At 58.1% G+C, this 20,537-nt stretch carries 19 protein-coding genes; 10 read left to right on the forward strand and 9 right to left on the reverse strand.

Annotated elements, in window-relative coordinates; translation table 11 throughout:
* The first annotated feature begins 46 nt into the window (after window positions 1-46).
* From ACR0B8_RS14190 to tolA, 4 genes are read left to right on the forward strand one after another with little or no spacing between them, the layout of a single operon-like run.
* A complete protein-coding gene (locus ACR0B8_RS14190; RefSeq protein ID WP_170361775.1) occupies window positions 47-880 on the forward strand; it encodes a MotA/TolQ/ExbB proton channel family protein in 834 nt (277 codons plus the stop codon).
* Window positions 881-884: 4 nt separating this feature from the next.
* The gene (locus ACR0B8_RS14195) at window positions 885-1,256 is read left to right on the forward strand and encodes an ExbD/TolR family protein (protein WP_170361776.1); all 372 of its coding nucleotides are present in this window, start codon (window positions 885-887) and stop codon (window positions 1,254-1,256) included.
* Window positions 1,257-1,260: 4 nt separating this feature from the next.
* Window positions 1,261-1,644: an ExbD/TolR family protein gene (locus ACR0B8_RS14200; RefSeq protein ID WP_170361777.1), complete on the forward strand. Its 384-nt coding sequence runs from the start codon at window positions 1,261-1,263 to the stop codon at window positions 1,642-1,644.
* Window positions 1,641-2,459 carry a cell envelope integrity protein TolA gene (gene tolA, locus ACR0B8_RS14205; RefSeq protein ID WP_170361778.1) on the forward strand — a complete coding sequence of 273 codons (819 nt, stop codon included), beginning with the start codon at window positions 1,641-1,643 and terminating at the stop codon, window positions 2,457-2,459. The genes ACR0B8_RS14200 and tolA overlap by 4 nt, the downstream gene beginning before the upstream one ends.
* A gap of 12 nt (window positions 2,460-2,471) precedes the next feature.
* On the opposite strand, the gene trhA is transcribed toward tolA, so the two are convergent.
* The 5 genes from trhA to ACR0B8_RS14230 form a co-directional block, all read right to left on the reverse strand.
* Window positions 2,472-3,140: a PAQR family membrane homeostasis protein TrhA gene (gene trhA / locus ACR0B8_RS14210; protein WP_170349956.1), complete on the reverse strand. Its 669-nt coding sequence runs from the start codon at window positions 3,138-3,140 to the stop codon at window positions 2,472-2,474.
* 37 nt (window positions 3,141-3,177) lie between these two features.
* Window positions 3,178-5,526, reverse strand: coding sequence for a fatty acid cis/trans isomerase (locus ACR0B8_RS14215; protein ID WP_480658802.1), 2,349 nt, complete (start codon window positions 5,524-5,526; stop codon window positions 3,178-3,180).
* Window positions 5,527-5,595: 69 nt separating this feature from the next.
* Window positions 5,596-6,675: a cysteine synthase A gene (gene cysK, locus ACR0B8_RS14220; RefSeq protein ID WP_480658800.1), complete on the reverse strand. Its 1,080-nt coding sequence runs from the start codon at window positions 6,673-6,675 to the stop codon at window positions 5,596-5,598.
* Window positions 6,676-6,754: 79 nt separating this feature from the next.
* Complete coding sequence (locus ACR0B8_RS14225; RefSeq protein ID WP_480658798.1) at window positions 6,755-8,812, reverse strand: FAD-binding oxidoreductase; 2,058 nt, start codon at window positions 8,810-8,812, stop codon at window positions 6,755-6,757.
* A 64-nt stretch (window positions 8,813-8,876) separates the two neighbouring features.
* Entirely contained in the window at window positions 8,877-9,500 is a 624-nt protein-coding gene (locus ACR0B8_RS14230) for a glutathione S-transferase family protein (protein WP_170349959.1), read from the reverse strand.
* Window positions 9,501-9,626: 126 nt separating this feature from the next.
* On the opposite strand from ACR0B8_RS14230, the gene ACR0B8_RS14235 reads away from it, so the two are divergent.
* From ACR0B8_RS14235 to ACR0B8_RS14255, 5 genes are all read left to right on the forward strand, one after another.
* Window positions 9,627-10,514 carry a LysR family transcriptional regulator gene (locus tag ACR0B8_RS14235; RefSeq protein WP_170412265.1) on the forward strand — a complete coding sequence of 296 codons (888 nt, stop codon included), beginning with the start codon at window positions 9,627-9,629 and terminating at the stop codon, window positions 10,512-10,514.
* Between the two features lie 120 nt (window positions 10,515-10,634).
* Entirely contained in the window at window positions 10,635-11,255 is a 621-nt protein-coding gene (locus ACR0B8_RS14240) for a glutathione S-transferase family protein (RefSeq protein WP_480639277.1), read from the forward strand.
* Between the two features lie 38 nt (window positions 11,256-11,293).
* On the forward strand, window positions 11,294-11,962 hold the full coding sequence (locus ACR0B8_RS14245; RefSeq protein WP_170361784.1) for a cupin domain-containing protein: 669 nt from the start codon (window positions 11,294-11,296) through the stop codon (window positions 11,960-11,962).
* A gap of 116 nt (window positions 11,963-12,078) precedes the next feature.
* Entirely contained in the window at window positions 12,079-12,642 is a 564-nt protein-coding gene (locus tag ACR0B8_RS14250) for a TetR/AcrR family transcriptional regulator (protein ID WP_226689431.1), read from the forward strand.
* 162 nt (window positions 12,643-12,804) lie between these two features.
* The gene (locus ACR0B8_RS14255; protein ID WP_226689430.1) at window positions 12,805-13,311 is read left to right on the forward strand and encodes a hypothetical protein; all 507 of its coding nucleotides are present in this window, start codon (window positions 12,805-12,807) and stop codon (window positions 13,309-13,311) included.
* Window positions 13,312-13,370: 59 nt separating this feature from the next.
* Here ACR0B8_RS14255 and ACR0B8_RS14260 read toward each other — a convergent pair whose 3' ends face one another.
* The 4 genes from ACR0B8_RS14260 to ACR0B8_RS14275 all read right to left on the reverse strand — a co-directional run bounded on the left by ACR0B8_RS14260 (window position 13,371) and on the right by ACR0B8_RS14275 (window position 19,337).
* Complete coding sequence (locus ACR0B8_RS14260; protein WP_170361786.1) at window positions 13,371-14,888, reverse strand: ABC transporter permease; 1,518 nt, start codon at window positions 14,886-14,888, stop codon at window positions 13,371-13,373.
* A gap of 10 nt (window positions 14,889-14,898) precedes the next feature.
* Window positions 14,899-15,948, reverse strand: coding sequence for a quaternary amine ABC transporter ATP-binding protein (locus ACR0B8_RS14265; RefSeq protein ID WP_170361787.1), 1,050 nt, complete (start codon window positions 15,946-15,948; stop codon window positions 14,899-14,901).
* 63 nt (window positions 15,949-16,011) lie between these two features.
* Window positions 16,012-16,980: an ABC transporter substrate-binding protein gene (locus tag ACR0B8_RS14270; protein WP_170349966.1), complete on the reverse strand. Its 969-nt coding sequence runs from the start codon at window positions 16,978-16,980 to the stop codon at window positions 16,012-16,014.
* A 35-nt stretch (window positions 16,981-17,015) separates the two neighbouring features.
* Window positions 17,016-19,337 carry a DUF1989 domain-containing protein gene (locus ACR0B8_RS14275; RefSeq protein ID WP_226689429.1) on the reverse strand — a complete coding sequence of 774 codons (2,322 nt, stop codon included), beginning with the start codon at window positions 19,335-19,337 and terminating at the stop codon, window positions 17,016-17,018.
* 104 nt (window positions 19,338-19,441) lie between these two features.
* On the opposite strand from ACR0B8_RS14275, the gene ACR0B8_RS14280 reads away from it, so the two are divergent.
* Window positions 19,442-20,473 (forward strand): LacI family DNA-binding transcriptional regulator, encoded by a 1,032-nt coding sequence (locus tag ACR0B8_RS14280; protein WP_170361790.1) that lies wholly within the window; start codon window positions 19,442-19,444, stop codon window positions 20,471-20,473.
* Window positions 20,474-20,537 lie beyond the last annotated feature (64 nt).

Below are 20,537 nucleotides of genomic sequence, written 5' to 3' on the forward strand. Positions count from 1 at the left end.
CGGGGCCACGGGGTAACCCGGTTGGCCCTGCACACAGGAGAACCTTATGATATCCCGATTGATCCTGTTTATGGCCCTTGCGATGGTACCGGTTGCCCTCGCCGCGCAAGACACCCTGACACCCCCAGCGCCAGAGGTTCTGGTGTCAGGCGACCAGATTGGACCAGCGCAACCAGTTTCGGCTCAACCCAACGAGCCCGTGCCTGGGCACAGCACAGGTGTGGAAACCGCGCAGGATGCCTCGGTCCAGGCGGCCGAGTTTCTGCGCAAAGGCGGACCATCGATCTGGGCCATCGCGGCACTGTCTGTGGTCACCGTTGCCCTGATCCTGTGGAAGATTTGGCGGCTGGCCCTGATCGGGGCATGGTCGAGAGGCAAGGCCGGTCAGGCCGTGGATTTGTTCGAGACTGGGGAGCCCGATGCCGCTGCTACGACGCTCTATGGCCGCCGGGGAATTCGATCCAAGGTGATGAGCCATGCCATCCGGTCCATTCGCACCCTACCCGAAGACCGCGCCCGCGAAGAGGTTTCGCGCGTGGCCAAACGCGAGATTGCCGACGCCGGTACCGGCCTTCGAGCACTAGAGCTGATCGCAACGATCGCACCTCTGTTGGGTCTGTTGGGCACAGTTCTGGGCATGATTGCAGCGTTTCAGGCGCTGCAACAGTCAGGCAACCGCGCCGATCCCTCCCTATTGGCTGGCGGCATCTGGGAGGCGCTTCTGACCACCGCAGCAGGTATGGCCGTGGCCATCCCAGCCTCGGCCGCGCTGACGTGGTTCGAGGCCGTAATCGACCGCATCCGCCGCGATTTGGAAGACGGCGCAACCCGTATTTTCGTATCAGGCAAGCCGGGCAATCTGAAACTGGCTGCCGAGTGATCTGATGCAATTCGCCCCAATTGCAAAACCCAGACGCAAGCCCAACCTCACGCCGATGATCGACGTGGTGTTCCTGCTTTTGGTGTTCTTCATGCTGGCGTCCCGCTTCGGGTCCGAGACCATCTTCCCGCTGCCGCTGGCCTCTGCGGGCCACGAATATAGCGGACCGCCGCGCCTGATTGACGTCCTGCCCGACCAAGAGTTGCTGAACGGCATCGCCAGCGCGGATATAGCTCGCGATCTTGCACCACTGATGCAGGCCCCCACGGATTTGGTGATCTTGCGCGGCAGGGATGGCGCGACATTGCAACGGATCGTGACCGTCACCGAGATCCTGCGTGACGCCGGGCTTATTTCGGTCGTTTTGGTGGAATAGCGCGATGAATTTCTCGGACCCATCCGGCAAACCGCGCCCTGCATCCATCCTGCCGATGATCAATGTCGTGTTTCTACTGCTGATCTTTTTCCTGATGACGGCGAACCTAATCAAACCCGAGCCGTTCGAAGTTACCCCGCCAAAATCGACATCCGACACCGACCCCAAGGTCGAGCGGGTGCTTTATGTCGACAAAACTGGCCGTATGTCCTTCGAAGGGGAGGAAGGAAACGCGGCGCTGGTCGCCTTGGCAACGATTAGCGAAACCAACAGCGTCGTCCAGGTTCGCGCCGATGCGCAGCTTGAGGCCAAAGTGGTGTCCGGGCTGCTGCGTGGTCTTGCACAAGCGGGGCTGAACCGGGTCGAGCTTGTGGTGGCCCGAAAATGAAACGCTGGGTTGAAGCCTTTGTTTTTGTCGCTCTGGCCGCCGCCTTGCATCTCGCCGCCTTTGCCAGCCAGCCAAAGTCTGGTGTTGTTGCGGGCGGTGTTGGTGGTGCGGATCTGGCAACGATAAAAGCTGCCGCCCCCTCGGTGGCCGAGATGGTCAAAACGTGGGAGGCTGCGCCCATCACGCCCACCCGGCAGACACCGACCGTGCAAGTGCCGCAAACCCCGGCCGTCCCCGCCGGGCCAACCTTGAAAATCGATCAGGCCCCAATGGCTCAAATGACAATCGCACTTGCCCCGCAAGAACCGGAGAAGCTGCCGCAGGTGGACACGGCACAGCCGCCACCAGTTGTCGCGCCGACGGAAAGGGCCGAGCGTGAATCTCAACAGCCAGACAAGACGCCCGCGCAGGACGGTCGAAAAGCCAAGGTAACCGCCGCAGGTGTCAACAAACAGGTTTCCGCAGGTTCAGGTGACGGATCGCAGGCCGGGGCGGGATCGGCGAAAGTGAACGCTGGGTCCTCTGGAAAGCAAGCAAAGCTCAAGGTGTTTTGGGGTGCAAAAGTTCGCGCCCGCATCGAGCGCAACAAGCAATCGTTGCGCCGCACGGATGGTGGCAGCGCCATGATCACCCTGACCGTTTCGCGCGATGGGCGTCTGTTGTCGCATAAACTTCTGAAATCATCGGGCAATTCGGCACTGGATCAGGCCGCGCTTAGCGCTGTGGCCCGTACAAAGCGCGTACCGAAAGCACCCAAGGGGTTACAGGGCGACAGCTTTCGCTTTTCTGTACCGATCAGGTTTGAGCCCCGTTAACCGGCGCCACCGTCAGGAAAACGGGTGTGGTTCCAACAGAATACGAACCGAAATCGCGATGAAAAACAGCGCGCTGCCGGTCAGGACAAACACGTGCCAGATGGTATTGTGAAACGGCAGGTGTTCCGAAAGATAGAATGCAACGCCGACGGTATAAACGACACCGCCCGCCATCATCAGCCACACTATTGTCGGCGACAGCTCGGTCAGCATGGATTGTCCGGCCCAAATGATGGCCCATCCCATCATCAGATACAGGCCCAGACCAAACCACCGAAACCGGTTTGGATCGATCAGCTTCAATGTTGATCCCAGCGTCGCCGACGACCATAAGCCAATCAAAAGCCCCCATGCCTGCCCGCCCGAAAGCAAAACGAACGGTGTGTAGGTGCCGGCGATCTTGACGTAGATACCCGAATGATCCAGCCGGCGCAGTAGATCGGACCATCTGTCATTGTCGACCATGTTGTAGAGGGCGGAAAACGTCAGCATCAACACCAGTGTCACGCCATAGATCGAAACTCCCAGTACCGCCTCGGGCTCGGACCGGTGCTGGGCGGTGATCGTGATCAGAACCGGCACGGCAACAAGGGCCGCGGCCACGCCCAATACGTGTACAACCCCATCGCTGATACGTTCGGCCCGGGTATAGGCCGGCCGGATATCTGCAAAAGACCACATGTCTCAAATCTAGGGGCCGGATCGCAACCCGACAAGTTTAGGTCGGATCATCCCCCGCCTTCGGGTCTTTGTACCTGTTCAGGTCAAACACCCCTGCCTGTATTGGCTTCTGATCCAGGAATATCTCGTAAATCCGATCGCTGAGCGCCCAGAATTCGGGGCTTGTCCGGCGCACGCCGTATTCTGCCACCAAGGCCATGTAATCGCTTTGCGATCTGACGGATTTCAACGCAGTTATAAAGGGGGCCAACTGGTTCTGCCGGACATGGAAATAAAAGTTCGGATAACTGCCGATCAGGCCCGGAAGAATTGTCACCGTGTCCTCGGCCGGGAGTCGGCGCGACTTTTCTTCAAACAGAAAGGCGACGTTGGAATGCGCCTTGTCATGGGCCAGGGTGAACAGCTCTGCCGCGCCGCCATCTTGCTCGACCACAAGAACGGACAGGTCGGGCAGATATTTCACCCAATCTCCGATCTGATCCGCCAGATCGCGCAGCAAAATGCCTGACTGATCCGAGGGGCAATCACCGTCCACACATCGGTTGATCGGGTCGGTGGTGGGCCACAGGCCGTTGCCACGTTCCAGCAAGGTCAAGAGGAACTCTTGCTTAGGAGTGGTGGTTGCAAAGGTGATGCCGGTGGGGAAATGTCCATCAACGTGGCGACGGTGCCAATAGGTAAGCCATTCGGCCAACACGCCCTGATACCAGCCTTGATGCATCTGCGACCTGACATCCCGTGGCATGAAATACAGAAACGTATCCTCACTCTCCATCCGCAGCTCGTTCATATAAAGCCGCGTGGTCAGCTGATGCTCGACCCGGCCGAAAACATCATAGCCCGCGACCAGGTCATAGTAGATACGTTCGAACACCGGGAAATCCAGAACCCACGCGGTTTCGGGAATGCCGCCGTGAAATCCGGTCATGGCCGAGGCGTTGTCGAAGTGACGGAACACGGTGATCAGAGCGTTGGGGTTCGAGCCGTCGCCGTCCCAGATCGAGCCATAGTCAAACCCGGTTTCGTATATCGGGGCCTTCTTGTACCGTGCATCCCGAAACTCGAGATACCGAACCTGGTTCTTGTGCGAAAACCCCGGCAACGCGCCCAATGCACTGGCGTCGGCCTCTGACACGGGCAACTCCAGATAGATGGCCCCGTCTTGCAGAAAGCTGGGGTCGGTAACTGACAAATCCGCTTCCGAGTCAAGGAAGCTGACCCAGAACCGGTCTTCGATCACATCAACTGCGGTCGCTCCGTGACAGACAGGGCCGCGTATGAAGCTGCGGACAAAAAACAGCGCATCATCCAACAGGAACTGATAGCGGCTTTTGGCGGGCATCTGCATATAGGTGCTGAATGGATTGCCGCCCTCGGCATCGCCATAGGGGGGTAGCTCAGTGAGTGTCCAATCGGGATCCAGAAACAATTGTTGATAGCGCGCCATGCGATCTGGTCCCATCGAATAGACCAGATGTTCCTTGTGTACGATCGTTTCGGTGACCTGCTGCAAACGATAGTAAAACGCACCCTCCCCCGGATCATCGAATGGCCGCCGCGTGGCAATAATGTCTATGGTGTCACCCGGCGCGGTGGTCGAGCGGACAAGTTGGAAGAACCGCCGCGCATCGTCGCCCTGAAAATGGAGGCGGGCCAGAAACAGGTGTTCGTACAGATACCGGCTCATCAACTGGCTGCGCATGTCGTTTGAGTTCAGGAATGCCTCCCACTGCGTGATCTGGTCCTGAATCTCTGAGGGAATTTCGGTTGCAACAGGTGGCAGCGCTGCGCCGCTGCGCGCCCAGGTCATGAGGGCCTGAAATTCGGCATCCGCCAGTGGCGCTGTGCCATAGGGCATGCCCGCAAGCGCATGATCGCGGCTGAACTGATCAAATTCACCGGATGTCGGACAGACCAGAGGGCGATCAAGCGCCAGACCAAGCTCGCTCGGAAGTGGCGCGTTAATCGGCATCGGATTCTGTCGCCCCAGCTCAAGATACCGTTCCAGCAGGCCCGGAGCTTCGGCATCATTTGGATCACGGGTTACCGTGTGAAATCCCAGCGCCCGCCATTCGGGGACCGTTTGCGCATCAATCCCCAGCCGCGTGGGCTGGGCATCGGTCAAACGCTCGGTATGATAAACGGCCTGTTTGCTTGCTCCGCGCTGAACGCCTGCGGGCGAGGTGAGTTTCAACTGACAGGGTGCGTCATAGCAGCTGTGGCAGACGACACAGCGACGGTCCATGATCGATTTCACATCAGCCAAGCTTTGATCCTGCGCAGCGGGGCTGGTCGTTCCCTGGGCCCGGGCATCCAGGGTAAAAAGACCAATGCTGACCACAGTCATCGCGATTGCGACTTTCAGCAGCAATAGACGTTTTCGCATCTGCGCTCCCCCGTAACTTGCCGATATCATTGCAGTTACAGGGGGTATTAGGCAAGAATCGCTTGATCGTCAGCCGGTGTGATATCCGGGTGTCGAGCGTGAGATCGCAGTCTCTTCTTCTGTCATCTCAACCGGGAACCCGTCGAACAGGGGTGTACTCAGATACCGCTCACCCGTGTCAGGCAGCATGCACAGGACCGACGCGCCGGGCTCGGCCTGTTCAGCAATCTGCATTGCGACGGCAAAGGTCGCGCCGCCGGATATGCCGGTCAGGATACCCTCTTGGCTGGCCAACTTCTGCGCCCATTCAACCCCTGTCGGACCGGCCACCGGGATCAGCTCATCAAAATAGCGGTTGTCGATGGATTCCTGCAAAACTGCGGGAATAAAGTCTGGCGTCCAGCCCTGAATGACATGCGGTTCGAACGCGGGGTGGCTTGAAACTGGATCGCTATCCTTGCCACGCTCAGTCGCGACGCCGCTGCCCACCAACTGCGCGTTGGCCGGTTCGGTCAGGATGATTTTGGTCTCAGGACTTTCAGCGCGCAAAACCCGCGACACCCCAGTAACCGTGCCACCGGTGCCATAGCCTGTCACGAAATAGTCCAACCTGTCGCCATTGAAGTCACCCAGTATTTCCCGCGCGGTTGTTGCGGCGTGGATCTCAGCATTGGCCTGAGTTTCGAACTGACGCGCCAGAAACCAGCCGTGTTCCTCGGCCAGTTCAGCAGCCTTGCGGTACATGCCAAAGCCTTTTTCCGCCTTTGGCGTCAGAACAACCTTTGCACCCAGCATACGCATCAAGCGACGACGTTCAGTCGAGAAGCTTTCGGCCATGGTCACAACCAGCGGATAACCCTTTTGCGCGCAGACCATCGCAAGACCGATGCCCGTATTACCACTGGTGGCCTCGACAACCGTCTGGCCAGGTTTCAGGGCACCGCTGCGTTCTGCGGCTTCGATGATATTGACGGCAAGACGATCCTTGACCGATCCGGCGGGGTTGAACGCCTCAAATTTAACGAACAGGTTGACGGCCTCGGGTCCCAGATTGTTGATGCGGATCGTGGGGGTGTTTCCGATCGTGTCGAGTACACTGTCAAAGATCCGGCCATTGCCCGATGTGGTTCTGAGTTTGGCATCAGTCATTGGGTTTCCTTACATGGTCGCGCGTTTCATCAGACCTGTTTACTCGGCGCTTACGACAATGTCCCGAAAACCTTTCACCTCAGATATCCAGCACAACCGTGTCCGACCCCTTGGCGGGCACGGCACAACAGATCAGCACCTCGTCTTCTGAATGTTCAGCTGATGGTTCGGTGCGATAGGCAACTTGACCGGCAATCTTGCGGGTTAGACAGCTGCCGCATGATCCTGAACGGCAGGAAAAGGTTGGTGTCAATCCCTGCGCCTCGGCCACCTCCAGTAAGGTCGGGTCGCCTTGCGCCCATTGCACCTTTTGATTGCTGGCTTTGAATTCCACATTGGCTGCTTCAGCCTCAGGCTCGGGCTGGAACGCGACGGCGTTCTCGTCGACGCGCCGCGCCAATGCGGCAGGGCCAAAGGCTTCGGCATAAATACGGTCATCCCGCACGCCGAGACCGCGCAGCATGTCATAGATCGCTTGCATGAAAGGGGCCGGGCCACAAAGAAAGAAGTCGTAGTCATCCAGAGGCAACATATCTTGGATCAGTTCGGGCGTGATGTAGCCTTCGGCGTCAAAATCCACCCCCACGCGGGTGCCTTCTTCGGGCTGTGAAACAACCGAGACATAACGGATCTTTCCGCCGCCCTCGGCCGCAGCCTGTTGCAGGTCACTGTGAAAAGCCCGCTGTCCCACGGTTTGCGCGGCGTGAAAAATGGTCAGGTTGCGCGTGTGGCGGGTTCGCGCGCCTTCGTGCATCACGTGGCGGGTCATCGACATCATCGGTGTGATACCGACCCCGCCTGCAAACAGCACAGCAGGCCGGGTTTCAGACGCATCCAGAAAAAACTGACCTTTCGGGGCTTTGACCTCGACCAGATCACCGACCGACAGTGTTTCGTGCAAATGGTTTGACATCACACCACCCGGTTCGCGCTTGACGGAAATCCGATACCCGGCATCGCCGGGCGCCGAGGAAACCGTGTAGGTCCGCGTTGCCGGCGCCGTGCCATCGGGGCTAGTGCGAAGTGTCAGAAACTGACCTGCTTCAAACGGCAACAGAGGCAGGTCATCCGTGGCCTCGAAGATGAATGACCGGATCACGTCGCTTTCATCCTGAACAGCAGCCACCCGCAGGGTTCGCCACTGACGGCGCAGTGCTTCAGCCTCTCGCCTGGCCTCGGCTGTTTGCCAGTCATCCGCCATCAGACTGTTGGGCGAAAACTCCAGAAATTCAGCTCGGAACGGCAGTGCGTCATGAAGGCGTAGGCCGTGATCCAGATGAAACCACCAACCCCGACTTGCACCATGGAAGCCCGCGATATCGGGATGGTCTTCTGACAGCACCTCAACCGTCCCAGTCAGCATCAACACATCGCCGGTCTGATAATCCGGAAATACTAGGCCCGCCCTCGGATTTACGAGGAAGTTGCCCAGCGTGTTGAAGAAATTATTGCCCGCAAAATCAGGAACCAACAGGCTGTTGCCCTCAACCCGCACAAACCCCGACCGCCCGCCCCGATGTGAAACGTCAACGCCCGTATGGTCGGGGGTGTTGGCGTGGCTGGCGACATAAAACGAATTGGCCGTCGCAATCATGTCCCGGGCTCTTGGGTCCAGCTCAAGTAGCCGATCGACAGAGCAGGCAACGTTGGCGTCCGGCTCTCGGACAAAGGTAACATCATGGGTCTGGATGTACTGCGGACAATTCCCGAATGACTGCACCACATCCAGAGAGAAACCGCCATTTTCGATCCGCCCAACGGTGGCATTCATACGGTTGCGGCGCCGCGTGGAAAGTTCGACCCCGACGACACCGATGGGCGCACCAGGCTTCAGCGCCGTTCGCACCGGGTCGTCTGGCAGAGGCTGGACGTCAACATCAAGCCGACGGTCATGCGGTGAATGGATAAACCCCGGCCGACCCGAGATCATCGACGCCCAGGGCCAACCATCAGGATCGACGCTGCCCACTACAAGAAAAGGCAGCTTGCCAAAGAACTCTCGATGCTGATCGGGCATGTAGGGGCGGATGTAGTTCCGGCCAACAGCCTCCATCTTTTCCCGTTTGCCGATGCGGGATTGCATATCCCGTTCACCTGCGTGGAAAGGCGATGTATCTGATGCGGTCGGGGCGTTCATGGCAGACCTCATATGTCAGGGGCGGGTTGACCAGCCACAAATGCGCAGCTGGCCAAGGGGTGGATCAGGCCGCGTTCAGACCAACCGCGGTGCGAGGCATCGGGACAAAGCCGTCCAGCGCCTCGACATTGGCCAGAAGGCGGCGCACGTTTGCGTAAGGTTCAAGCGAAACGTCACCTTCAGGCGCATGCGCGGTGTAGCTGTAGATGGCGACATCCGCGATTGTTGGGGCATCCCCAACCAGCCACTCGCGGCCTTCAAGATGCGCATCCAGCTTAGCAAGAACCTTTGCCGCGGTGGCGTGGGTAAAGTCCTTGTTCAAGGGCGCATTGAAAACATTGATCAAACGCGCAGCGGCAGGGCCAAAGGCGATCTCACCAGCTGCGAGGGTCAGAAACTTCTGCACTTCGGCCTCATGCACTGGGTCCGCAGGCAGATAGGACGGTGCATATTTGCGCGCCAGATAGACCAGAATGGCGTTGCTGTCGGTGATGACCACATCACCATCTTCAAGCACCGGTACCTGCCCCGCAGGGTTCATCGCCAAAAACGGCTCGCGCTTATGCTCACCACCAGCCAAATCCACATCGATGACGTCATGATTAATACCGGCAATGCTGGCAAACAGGACGGCACGATGGGCATGGCCGGACAGGGGGAAGCTGTGAATTCGGATTGCGTTGGACATTTGAAAGCTCTTTCTCTGATTGAAGGGGTTCGGCTGAGGGTCAGCATCTACGCGCCAAACTTAGATTGCTTTATCAGAGGCGATAATATACGCATTCAGAGAATTACTATGAACGCAGTGTAGACAATGGACACGATCCAAGGCATGCGCACCTTTGCGGCGGTGGCGGCACATTCTTCGTTTACCGAAGGCGCAAAACAGATCGGCATCAGCACCAAGCTGGCCAGCAAATATGTCGGTCAGCTTGAGGACCGCCTGAACGCGCAATTGTTCAACCGCACCACCCGCAGCGTCACCCTGACCGATACCGGACGGTCCTATTACGAGCGTTGCCTTTCACTGCTGGACCAGTTTGATGAATTGGAAGGGCTGGTCCAGAAACGCCAGACCGAATTGGCGGGGCGTATACGGATCACCGCGCCAACCGGGTTTGGCTCGGCCGAACTGATACATCTGCTGAAACCGTTCCAAACCGAACATCCGAAAGTCACGATCGAATTGCACCTGTCTGACCATCACGTCTCGATGGTCGAAGAAGGGTATGACCTTGCCATTCGCTTTGGCGCACTGAAGGATTCCAACCTTGTGGCGCGCAAGCTGACGGACATGCGTATTGTCTGCTGTGTGTCGCCCGAATATCTGGCGCAACATGGGACGCCGCAAGAGCCCGCCGCCTTATCCACCCACAACTGTCTACTACAGACCACCGGCAACATGATCGACAATTGGGCTTTCAAGGGATCGGACGGCGAATACGTAGTTTCTGTATCCGGAAACTTTCGCGCAAATTCCCCTCGCGCTGTGGCGCATATGGCAGCGGACGGGCTGGGGATTGGCCGGATTCCCTTGTACACGGCACAGCCCTTTTTGGACACGGGCCGTCTGCAATTGCTGTTTGAAGCACAAGAGGCAATATCGCTGGGACTCTACGCAGCCTATCCGCAAAACCGCCACCTGACCGCTCGGATTCGAGCGTTAATCGACTTTCTGGTGAAACAGTTACGCGGGGCTTAGAGCCTCAACGCCTTCGAATATTTCTAACCGCAAGATGTGGGGGCTGAATCATGGTTGCAAAATTGTCTACCTTCTGATAGGTAGATTTTCATTGATAATACTTCCAAAGGAATCGCACCTATGAAAATCCATGATATCGAAGGGTTTCCAAACCCAACCCGCATCCGCATCGCCTTGGCTGAAAAGGGCGCATCTGACAAAGTTGAGTTCATTCCGGTGGACGTGATGGGCGGTGAGCACCGCACCCCTGAATTCAAAGCTAAAAACCCTGACGCCGCAGTTCCCTGCCTGGAGCTGCCCGATGGCACACATATCGCGCAGTGCAACGCGATCACCGAATATATTGATGCGACATTCGACGGCCCATCGCTGACTGGGGAAACAGCCAAGGAACGCGCGCAAATCTCGATGATGAACCTGCGGGCGGAAAACGGTCTGCTGAACGCGGTCGGCACATATTTCCACCACGCCACCCCCGGCCTTGGACCGGATCTTGAAACCTATCAATGTGCTGAATGGGGCATGAAACAGAAAGAGGTGGCCGGGCAAACCATGGCTTATCTGGATTCAGTTCTGGCCGAGAATGAATATCTTGCTGGCGACACTTTCTCGGTGGCAGACATCACGGCCTTCGCCGGATTGGCTTTTGCCGACTTCGCCAAGGTCGACATCCCGGAAAACCTGACCCATCTAAATGCATGGCGTGCAAAAATGGCGGCGCGCCCGTCCATCGCGGCCTGAACCAGCCCCTGCCACTGAAGTCGAAAGGAATACTATCAATGGAACTCAACTCGGATTTCTCATCCCGCGTCGTCGTTCACTCTGATCAGCTTGAGTGGCAGGCCTCGCCCATGAAGGGCGTGGACCGGCGCATGCTGGACCGGATCGGCGGCGAAGTTGCCCGCGCCACCACCATCGTGCGGTACGCACCGGGCAGCAAGTTTTCGGCTCATACTCACACTGGCGGTGAAGAGTTCATCGTACTCGATGGTGTATTTCAGGACGAACACGGTGACTTCCCCGCAGGAACCTATGTGCGCAATCCTCCAACCTCGGCGCATACACCCGGATCGGAACCCGGTTGCACTATCTTCGTCAAGCTATGGCAGTTTGATCTGGACGACCGCACCCAGTTCCGCAAGACCATGGCGGATGAACTGGCCGCCCCGGTAGATGGCGTGTCAACCGCCACGCTGCACAAGGATGACCGTGAGATCGTCACCTACAGTCATCTTGATCCGGGCGCGGTTCTCAACTCTGACGCCGCTGGCGGCATCGAGCTTTTGGTCATTGACGGGTCCATCACCACCGGCGGTGATGACCTGACCAAAGATGGCTGGTTGCGCCTGCCCGAAGGCCAGGCCCTATCAGCCACCGCGGGTTCCCATGGCGCAAAAGTCTGGATGAAAACCGGGCATTTGCCCTTTGCCAAAGCTCCGGCGGTCTAGCACGTGAAACGCGATCCCTCTGGCATTTTAGGGGCCGGGCCGGTACTGCTTTGAGGGTGTCAAAGGCAGGGGGAACACCGCTGCCTTTGTATAGCTCAGAAAGGGATTGAACACAGATGGGGACCGATACCAAAACTGCCTTGCTGGATGTTGCCGAACATGCCGCCCGCGCGCGCGGGTTCGATGGGTTCAGCTATGCCGATCTGGCTGATGCGGTGGGTATTCGCAAGGCTTCGATCCATTATCACTTTCCCACCAAGGCCGCCCTGTCGGCCGCTTTGATGGATCGCTACCACTCGACCTTTGAGGCCGAATGCCGCAAAGCCGAGGCCGCCCATGACACCGCGTCGCAACGATTGCTGGCCTTGATCGGGCTGTACCGAAATGCACTCAACGATGGCAAAACCCTGTGCCTGTGCGTTTCGCTGATCAGCAGCCTTGAAAGCCTGTCAGACGAGGTGATTGAAAAGATCAAAGCCTTCCGCGCCATGGTGATCAAGCAGATCGAAGCGACCTTTGAACTGGGCCTGCAAGACAAGTCAATCACAGGCGTGACAAATCCAGCGGCCGAGGCCCGCGCCACCCTGGCCGTACTTGAGGGGGCGCTTTTGACCGCCCGCGCCGAACAGGATGTACAGGCCTTTGATGCGGTCGTGGACGTTTTGAAATCCCGCTGCTGAGGCGAGCCGCACGCCGCGGATAGCGGGCCATCCCCACAGGTTTGTTTCAATATTCTTCGCTTTGTCACCTGTGCGTGAAAGCTCTTTCAATTCGTTGAATTCAGCCGCCGTTTCACAATTTAAAAGGCACAAAGCAACGCAACCGGCATGAAAGGTCATCCCATGGCGATGTCAGAAACTGCGCATTCTTCGACGGGTCTGTTCCCACGATTCAACATCCCGCTTTTGGGTATGATGTTCATTTCAGGTTTCTTCGCGTCCAATGCGTTTGACCTGTGGGGGCAGCTGATCAGCCCGTCATTGGGGTTTGCCAATTTGTCTCCGCACGGGCTTGCACGCAGCCTGCTCGGAACACTGGGCCTGCCCAATGGCGATTTCGCCGGGTATTTCGTTCACTTCTATCTGGTTGGCCTGATCGGTTATCCGATTGGCTGGCTCTACGTCTTCAACCCGGTTTGGGCGACGCTGTTCAAAGGCCGCCACATATTTGTGGGATCAGCAGTCTACGGTTTTGGGCTTTGGGTATTTGCCATTGGCGGTATCACGACCATCGCCGGTTTGCCGTTCTTCTTGAATTTCACCGGTATCACATGGGTCGCGCTAGTCGGGCATGTGATCTATGGCATCGTGCTGGTCTGGGCCATTCGCCTGATCGAACGCTGGTCGTAACCGGGATGCGTTGGCCGGGGGCAGCCCCCGGCCAGACAGCTTTGGATCGCGGTAGATCTCTACTTCTTACCGGCCACGATCCGATCCAGGATCAGCGCACAGAACAGGATTGCCAGCCCGGCCAGAATACCCTGACCTGCCGCCGCATACTGTAACGCTTCCAGCACGTCCTCACCCAGACCCTTGGCGCCAATCAGTGAGGCAACAACCACCATAGCCAGCGACATCAGAATGGTCTGGTTGACGCCTGCCATGATGGTCTTATGAGCCAGCGGCAGATCCACTCGCCACAGCAGGTAACGCGGCGTGGCCCCAAAAGCGAGCGCAGCCTCGCGCACCGTTTCCGGCACCTGCTGCAAACCCAGAACGGTGAAGCGGATCACCGGGGGACTACCGAAAATCATCGTGGCCACGACGCCTGCTGGTTTGCCTGACCCGATAAAAGCCACCACGGGAATCAGGTAGACAAAGGATGGCATCGACTGCATGAAATCCAGAATGGGCCGCACGATGGCAAAGGCACGTGGGCGGCGGGCGCAATAAATACCCAGCGGGATGCCCAGCGTGATCGAAATCAACGCCGCTGCACCCAGCAAGGCAATCGTGGTCATCGCCTTTTCCCAAAAATCCAAAAGCCCAAGATAGGCCAGCGCCGCCCCAGTAAAGATTGCCACGCGCGCACCGGCAGACAGGTAGGCCAGCATGATGATCACCAGAGCCACCACCGGCCAGGGCGTATCAACAAGCACCACCTCAATCCAGTCCAGCAGGGTGCGCATGCCATAGGTCAGGCCGTCGAAGAAGCCGCGCCCGGCGGTCTTGGTCCATTCAAAAACCGCCTGCACCCCGTCGCCCACATTCAGCCGCCAGTCGCGATTGGTCGGAAAGGTTTTCAGCACCGCCAAAGCGTCAGGCTGCGCAAATTTGATCATCGACAGCACAACAACAATGCCCGTCAATGCCGCGGCCACAACCACCCGGGGGGTCGACCAGCCATTTGCGACACTTGTGTCCGAGCGCCAGCGCGCAAACTGACCCTCAAGCGTCCAGTTGGCCAGCGACGCTGCCAGAAACTTGACCGCCAGCAACAGCACAATTCCAACCATCAGATAAGCGACACCGGTGGAATCCGCACTGCGCGCGGCCTCTTGGGCCCCGACCAACGCGCCCTCAAGCGATTCCGCCGCACGTTTCAACGACTCCAACGTGGCGGAGCCAGATTGTTCGGCAGCGGCAATCTGTTGGCGGCGCAGTTCCAGCGTCTGTTCGATCTGGGCTGCGCGTTCACGGAACTCGCGACCAAGGTCACCGAACAGCCCCAGCCCGATCTGGATATAGGCCAATGTTTCCAGCACCAGAAAGCCCAGAAACCACGACCACAACCCACGCGCGCCAAACCAGATCGGCCCCAGGATCGCTGCGGCCTTGTTCAGCGTGAAACGATAACCGGGCGCCTGCATCATATAGGCAAAGGTTTTTTGGTAGTATTCCTGCCCCTGCCCCACAAAATCGGCGATCAGCCCGTTCAGCCGATCAGCGGTTTCCGGTTGGATCTGTTGCACATCAACATGTTTCATATCGGTCCCCTTATGCCTGGCTGTCCTGAATGGCGCGGATCAGACCCGCGCGATTGATCACCCCGACCGTGTTGCCATCCTGCGTGACCGCGACGACCCCGTGGCCGTCGACGCAAAGGTTCATCAGATCGGACAAATCCATCTCGGGATGCGCTTCCTTTGCATCCTCCGGCACCTCGCCATGATGGGCCTCGAATTCGTCCACCGGTTTCATCACCGAATGGGCGAAGATCATGTTGAGCTTAGATATACCGGCAACGAAATCGGCAACATAGTCGTCGGCGGGGTTGAGGATGATCTCTTCCGGCGTACCAATCTGCACGATACGCCCGTCTTTCATAATCGCGATGCGGTGGCCGATGCGAATGGCCTCGTCCAGATCGTGGGTGATAAACATCGTCGTTTTATTCAGCTTGTGGCTGAGGTCCATGAACTGATCTTGCAACTGCTTGCGGATCAGCGGATCGAGGGCCGAAAATGGCTCATCCATCAACAGGATTTCCGGATCGGCTGCAATGGCGCGGGCAAGGCCCACGCGCTGCTGCATGCCACCCGAAAGCTCATGGGCGTATTTGTCTTCCCATCCGTTCAGTTCGACCAGCTCCAACACCCGGTCCGCCTCTTCCCAGCGGCGGGCTTTGCCGGTGCCACGTATTTCCAACGGCATCGCCACGTTGTCACGCACGGTGCGGTGCGGCATCAGGCCGAAGTTTTGGAACACCATGGCAACACGCCGGTTGCGTAAATCACGCAATCCTTCGTCATTCAGGCCCATCACGTCATCGCCATCCAGATAGATATGACCATCCGTTGGCTCGAGCAGTCGGTTTACATGGCGCACGAGGGTCGATTTGCCCGAACCAGACAGGCCCATGACACAGAACAGCTCCCCACGCTCAATTTCGAAACTGGCATCGGCCACGCCAACAACGCAGTTGAAGTGGTCCAGCACTTCGGCCTTGCTCAGCCCTTCGCTGTGGATGGCTTTCAAAGCCTCCTGCGAGCGCGCGCCGAATACTTTCCACACGCCTTTTGCGTCGATTGCGATATCCGCTGTCATACTGATCCCACCGCTGTTGAGAGTGTTACAGGGCGCCCCCGAAACACCGGGGGCGCGACGGCTTTAGTTTGTTTTCAGACCAAGCCAACCATCGACGGTATCGCCATTCCCGGCGATCCATTCGGCCACGACCTCGTCAATCTCGCGGCCCTTGACCACGACCTCGTAGGTCAATCCGCTAAGCTGGGCTGCGTCCATGTCGATATTGGCCAGAAAAGAGGCAGCCGCCGGATTGCGCTGTTCCAAAGACTTGGAATGCGCCACGGTCACGGTTTTAACCGGCTCGCCGGTGCTGACATGGGATTTGTTGTACCAGTCGGCATCCTGATCCGGCTGCACCATCTTGTAGGTGGCCGCGTCATGCTCGGGCTCTTCCAGAATGGTTACGTCATAGAGGGCATGCACATAATGCGGCGCATAGCAGTAGAACGCGGCCCCTTTCTGCTGGTCGATCTGATCCTTCAGACGCGAATAAAACACGGTTTCGTCTTCGGTGGTGGGTGTCAGGAAGGTTTCGATGCCGTAGTCCCGTACCCGCACCTTGAACGTGTTGGTCGACGCCCAGCCGGACGCGCCGACCCAGACCTCGCCCAGCCCGTCACCGTCTGAATCGAACAGCTCCTGCGCCATTGGGGTGGCCAGATCGTAGATGGATTTGATGTTGTGATCTTCGACCATGTAGTTTGGCACGCAAATCCCGGCGCGGCCTTCGTAGCTGCCCGAAGACAGTCCAACAGTACCCTTCTGATCAACGTACTCATCGGTGAACGAAGACTGGTTTGGCAACCAGACGTCCGGGTGTACGTCGATATCGCCGCGCCCGCCATCCATGGCGGCAAAGATCACCGCGTTGGCTCCAGGAGCATATCCGACTTCGCCGCCCAAACGGGTTTCGATGACCTGACCGATTACCCGGCTCATGATTTTGGCACCGGGCCAGCTGGGTTCACCCACCATGACCTTCTCCTGCGCCATTGCCGTTGTTGCGCCCAAGATCATGGTCAAGGTTGCCGTGAATGTTAGTTTCCTCATATGTCTTCTCCCGTTGCGTTGAGTTGCATGCGCCATCAGGCGCGCGCCCGCTTGCGTTGCGGATCTATGAATGGAATGTCCGAGACGGTGGCACACAGGCGCTTCATCCGCCCATCAAGCTGTCCGATCTCAAGTTCGGTGCCATTTTCTGCGTGTTCGACCGACAGCCGCGCCATCGCGATGGCGTGTTCCAACATCGGTGAGCGGGTGGCCGAAGTGACCACACCCACCTGCCGCTCACCTGCAAAGACAGGGGCACCGTGGGCGGGTACATCATCGCAGCCAATCAGCAACCCCTTGAGTACCCGGCGCGGTTCGCGCGCATTGCGTTCCAGCGCAGCCTTGCCGGTAAAGTCGGATTTGGTCAGGTCGACGGCAAAACCCAACCCGGCTTCGAACGCATCGACGCCCGGCGCGAATTCGGCGTTGGCGGCGGCCAGACCGGCCTCGATCCGGATAACGTCCAGCGCGGCCGAACCCATTGGCGTGATCCCGAATTCCTCACCCGCTTCCATCACCGCGTCCCAGATTGCGACTGCATCGGATTTGGAGCAGAAGACCTCATACCCCAGTTCTCCGGTATAGCCTGAGCGCGACAGCATGAACGGCGCGCCCTCGCGATCGCGCAGACGGGCGACGGTGACGCCAAACCATTTTAGGTGATCCAGCCCGGGCACATGAGGTTGCGTAAAGGCGATCTTGCGCAACAGGTCGCGCGATTTCGGACCCTGGATTGCCAGGTTCGGCATCGCACCGCGCAATGCATGCACGCGCACTTGCAATCCGTGTTCATCCGCCAGCGTCTGCAACACGCGCCCGCTTTCTTCCGAGCCACAGCACCAGCGAAAAATCTCGGGCGCAAGGCGGAATAACGTACCGTCATCAATGACGGCCCCGCTTTCGTCACACATCAAAGTGTAAGACCCACGCCACACCGGCAACTTGGCCACGTTTCGCGTGGTCGCCAGCTGCAACAACGCCTCGGCATCCGGGCCGATAATGTCGAATTTGCGCAGCCCGCTCATATCCTGAACCGTCACCGCCTGACGGCAGGCCCAATATTCTCCCAGCGTGCCATGGGCGGGATAGCTGACCGGCGCCCACAGATCGCGTGCCGGCGCGAAATGCTGGGTCAGCGGAGCGAGCCGGTCGTGAAACGCGGATTCCTGACTGATCGACATCGGGGCATCTTCCTTTTCGCGATAGGCCACCGCGCGGCGGATCGGTGTTTCGGGGCGATAGATGCGCACATGCACATCTGTCGGATTCCAACCATTAATCGGATCAATGTCATCCGGGCAGGCGGTCGAGACACAGACCAGATCCTCGATCGCGCGCATCGCGACATAGTCCCCAGGACGAGAATGGGATTCTTCGGTCTGGATGTGATGGGTCGCCGGATCGATCCATGTGTTCCAAAAGAAATTGATGGCCGGCCAGGCCGCACGCCGTGCGACGCCATACGGGGCCAAGGCATTCGACATGTTGTCGGAACAATTCAGATGACCGGGAAACCCCCGCTCCTCATACCCGCGTGCGGTGCAAGCCAGACCGAAAGTGTCATGCCGCCCGCAGGTATCCTGTATGACATTCAACAGCGGACGCATCTCGCGATCAAAAAATTTGTCCAGCAACCCGGGCCCCGGGAATGCACGACGCACCATCGAGCGGGTGGCGGTCGAGTCGATCATCCATTCGTCACCACAATCCAACCCATCAGCGCGCAGCGCCATGAAATCTGAACACTGCTGGCCTTCGACGTCGATGATCTGAACAAATTCTCCTGCCTTCAGTTCATAGGCAACTGCCCTGCCCCGCGGTACGGTGAATTCATCCCGTGTATCACCCAGCAAAGGTGGCAGGTGCGGGTCTTGCGCAGCGGATGATTTGTGTTGAACCGTAACGCATCCGGCCCCTGCACCTTCGATCAACCCCGAACGCTCAATGGGACGGATCACCCAGACCGTAACGGACGTGTCGGCGCGCAGAATCACCGGATCGGTCACTTGATCCAACCTGTGTCCGGGAACCGGTTCCCCCCCGCCCTGTGCAGCAATCCATCCTGAAAATTGGGCACTATCAAAGTCGCCCGCTGCGATCTGTCCGTTTGCAGTAAGCCCCAAGGTTGCCAACATTGGTTGCCCAACTTCGTCAAATGCCGTCAAATCCAGAGGTTGCGCCGGGCCAACCCCTTCTATCGACAGCAAATCCCCAGCGGACATTTTCAGTTGCAACGCCTCGCGCGGGGCCAGGATATGCGTACGCGCATCTGAGATTTTCGGAAAGCCCGGAAACCGCCGGCCAAGGCCGTTAAACCCCGTATTCGCGAACGTATGTAAGACTGAAGATCCGTGCATGGTGCAGCCAGATAGCCAAAATGTAACTAGTTACAAAGGTTGCTGAAACTAGTTACATATGTCAACACTTTCTTATACGACCGCAGAAACGGACCCAGAAAACGGTGAAGCCAAGAAGCCTTGAACCCAAAAAACGCGCAAATCTCAGAGACGTCGCCAAAGCGGCGGGTGTATCGGTCGCAACGGTGTCTCGTGTTCTCAATGAACCAGGCGTGGTGAAGAAAGACACGCTTGAGAAAGTCCAGGCTGCCATTGACGCGTTGAAATTCGTACCCAGCGCCGCCGCACGGGCGATCAATTCCGGCCGCACCCGATTTGTCGGAGCTTTGGTGCCAACGCTGGACAATGCGATCTTTGCCCGGTTCCTTGCCGCGCTAGAGCGTGAGCTGTCCGAACACCAATTGTCCCTTGTCGTTGCGACAACGAACTCGGACCTCGAAATCGAAGCCGAGAAAGCGCAAAGCCTTGTTGATATCGGAGCCGAAGGTCTGATTATCACAGGTGCCACCCACAGCGACGCATTGCACGACTTGATTGATCGGACGATGCTGCCGACGATCATCACATCCTTTTATGACGCAACAAACCCTCTGCCGACCATCGGGTATGACAACGAGGCGGTGGCTCAGCTTGCCCTGCAGCATCTTGCCGACCTTGGGCATCGCCACATAGCTGTTGTACACGGTCCGGTGCATGATAATGACCGAACACGCGCACGTCTTTCGGGGCTGCAGGACCTGCCCTGGGACGGACAGCTAACCTGCTACGAGACCCAGATTAGCCATCGTGGCGGCGCGGAAAGTGCCAAACTCATCTGCGGACAGGCTCAAAAACCGGACGCCATTTTGTGCCTGTCAGATGTCGTTGCCTTGGGGGTTTTGTTCGGTCTTCAGGCCGAGGATGTCCGCGTGCCCGACGATATCTCTCTGGTTGGGGTCGACGATCTGCCCAGTTCTGCTGTCGCAGTGCCTGCCATCACCACAGTGCATTTGCCGGTGTCTCAAATGGGCGAGAAAGCCGCCGTTGCCCTCGCACGCTGGATTTCGGATCAGGAAAGACCCAGCGCCGAACGGCTTGACGGTCAGCTGATCGAACGGCGGTCAGCCATTCCGAACCCGTCCCGTTTGACGTCCTGAAAACCAAGTTCCCGTTTCATACAATTACGGCATGATCCTCATAACCGTTGGCACATTACATGGA

The sequence above is a fragment of the Ruegeria sp. BH6 genome, from assembly GCF_056538105.1.

Coding starts and splice junctions, on each gene's coding strand:
- cysK (WP_480658800.1), bottom strand. CDS start 6,675: ATGACTGATGCCAAACTCAGAACCACATCGGGCAATGGCCGGATCTTT.
- ACR0B8_RS14230 (WP_170349959.1), bottom strand. CDS start 9,500: ATGTCCAACGCAATCCGAATTCACAGCTTCCCCCTGTCCGGCCATGCC.
- ACR0B8_RS14200 (WP_170361777.1), top strand. CDS start 1,261: ATGAATTTCTCGGACCCATCCGGCAAACCGCGCCCTGCATCCATCCTG.
- trhA (WP_170349956.1), bottom strand. CDS start 3,140: ATGTGGTCTTTTGCAGATATCCGGCCGGCCTATACCCGGGCCGAACGT.
- ACR0B8_RS14190 (WP_170361775.1), top strand. CDS start 47: ATGATATCCCGATTGATCCTGTTTATGGCCCTTGCGATGGTACCGGTT.
- ACR0B8_RS14235 (WP_170412265.1), top strand. CDS start 9,627: ATGGACACGATCCAAGGCATGCGCACCTTTGCGGCGGTGGCGGCACAT.
- ACR0B8_RS14195 (WP_170361776.1), top strand. CDS start 885: ATGCAATTCGCCCCAATTGCAAAACCCAGACGCAAGCCCAACCTCACG.
- ACR0B8_RS14225 (WP_480658798.1), bottom strand. CDS start 8,812: ATGAACGCCCCGACCGCATCAGATACATCGCCTTTCCACGCAGGTGAA.
- ACR0B8_RS14250 (WP_226689431.1), top strand. CDS start 12,079: ATGGGGACCGATACCAAAACTGCCTTGCTGGATGTTGCCGAACATGCC.
- ACR0B8_RS14245 (WP_170361784.1), top strand. CDS start 11,294: ATGGAACTCAACTCGGATTTCTCATCCCGCGTCGTCGTTCACTCTGAT.
- ACR0B8_RS14265 (WP_170361787.1), bottom strand. CDS start 15,948: ATGACAGCGGATATCGCAATCGACGCAAAAGGCGTGTGGAAAGTATTC.
- tolA (WP_170361778.1), top strand. CDS start 1,641: ATGAAACGCTGGGTTGAAGCCTTTGTTTTTGTCGCTCTGGCCGCCGCC.
- ACR0B8_RS14215 (WP_480658802.1), bottom strand. CDS start 5,526: ATGCGAAAACGTCTATTGCTGCTGAAAGTCGCAATCGCGATGACTGTG.
- ACR0B8_RS14275 (WP_226689429.1), bottom strand. CDS start 19,337: ATGCACGGATCTTCAGTCTTACATACGTTCGCGAATACGGGGTTTAAC.
- ACR0B8_RS14260 (WP_170361786.1), bottom strand. CDS start 14,888: ATGAAACATGTTGATGTGCAACAGATCCAACCGGAAACCGCTGATCGG.
- ACR0B8_RS14255 (WP_226689430.1), top strand. CDS start 12,805: ATGGCGATGTCAGAAACTGCGCATTCTTCGACGGGTCTGTTCCCACGA.
- ACR0B8_RS14270 (WP_170349966.1), bottom strand. CDS start 16,980: ATGAGGAAACTAACATTCACGGCAACCTTGACCATGATCTTGGGCGCA.
- ACR0B8_RS14240 (WP_480639277.1), top strand. CDS start 10,635: ATGAAAATCCATGATATCGAAGGGTTTCCAAACCCAACCCGCATCCGC.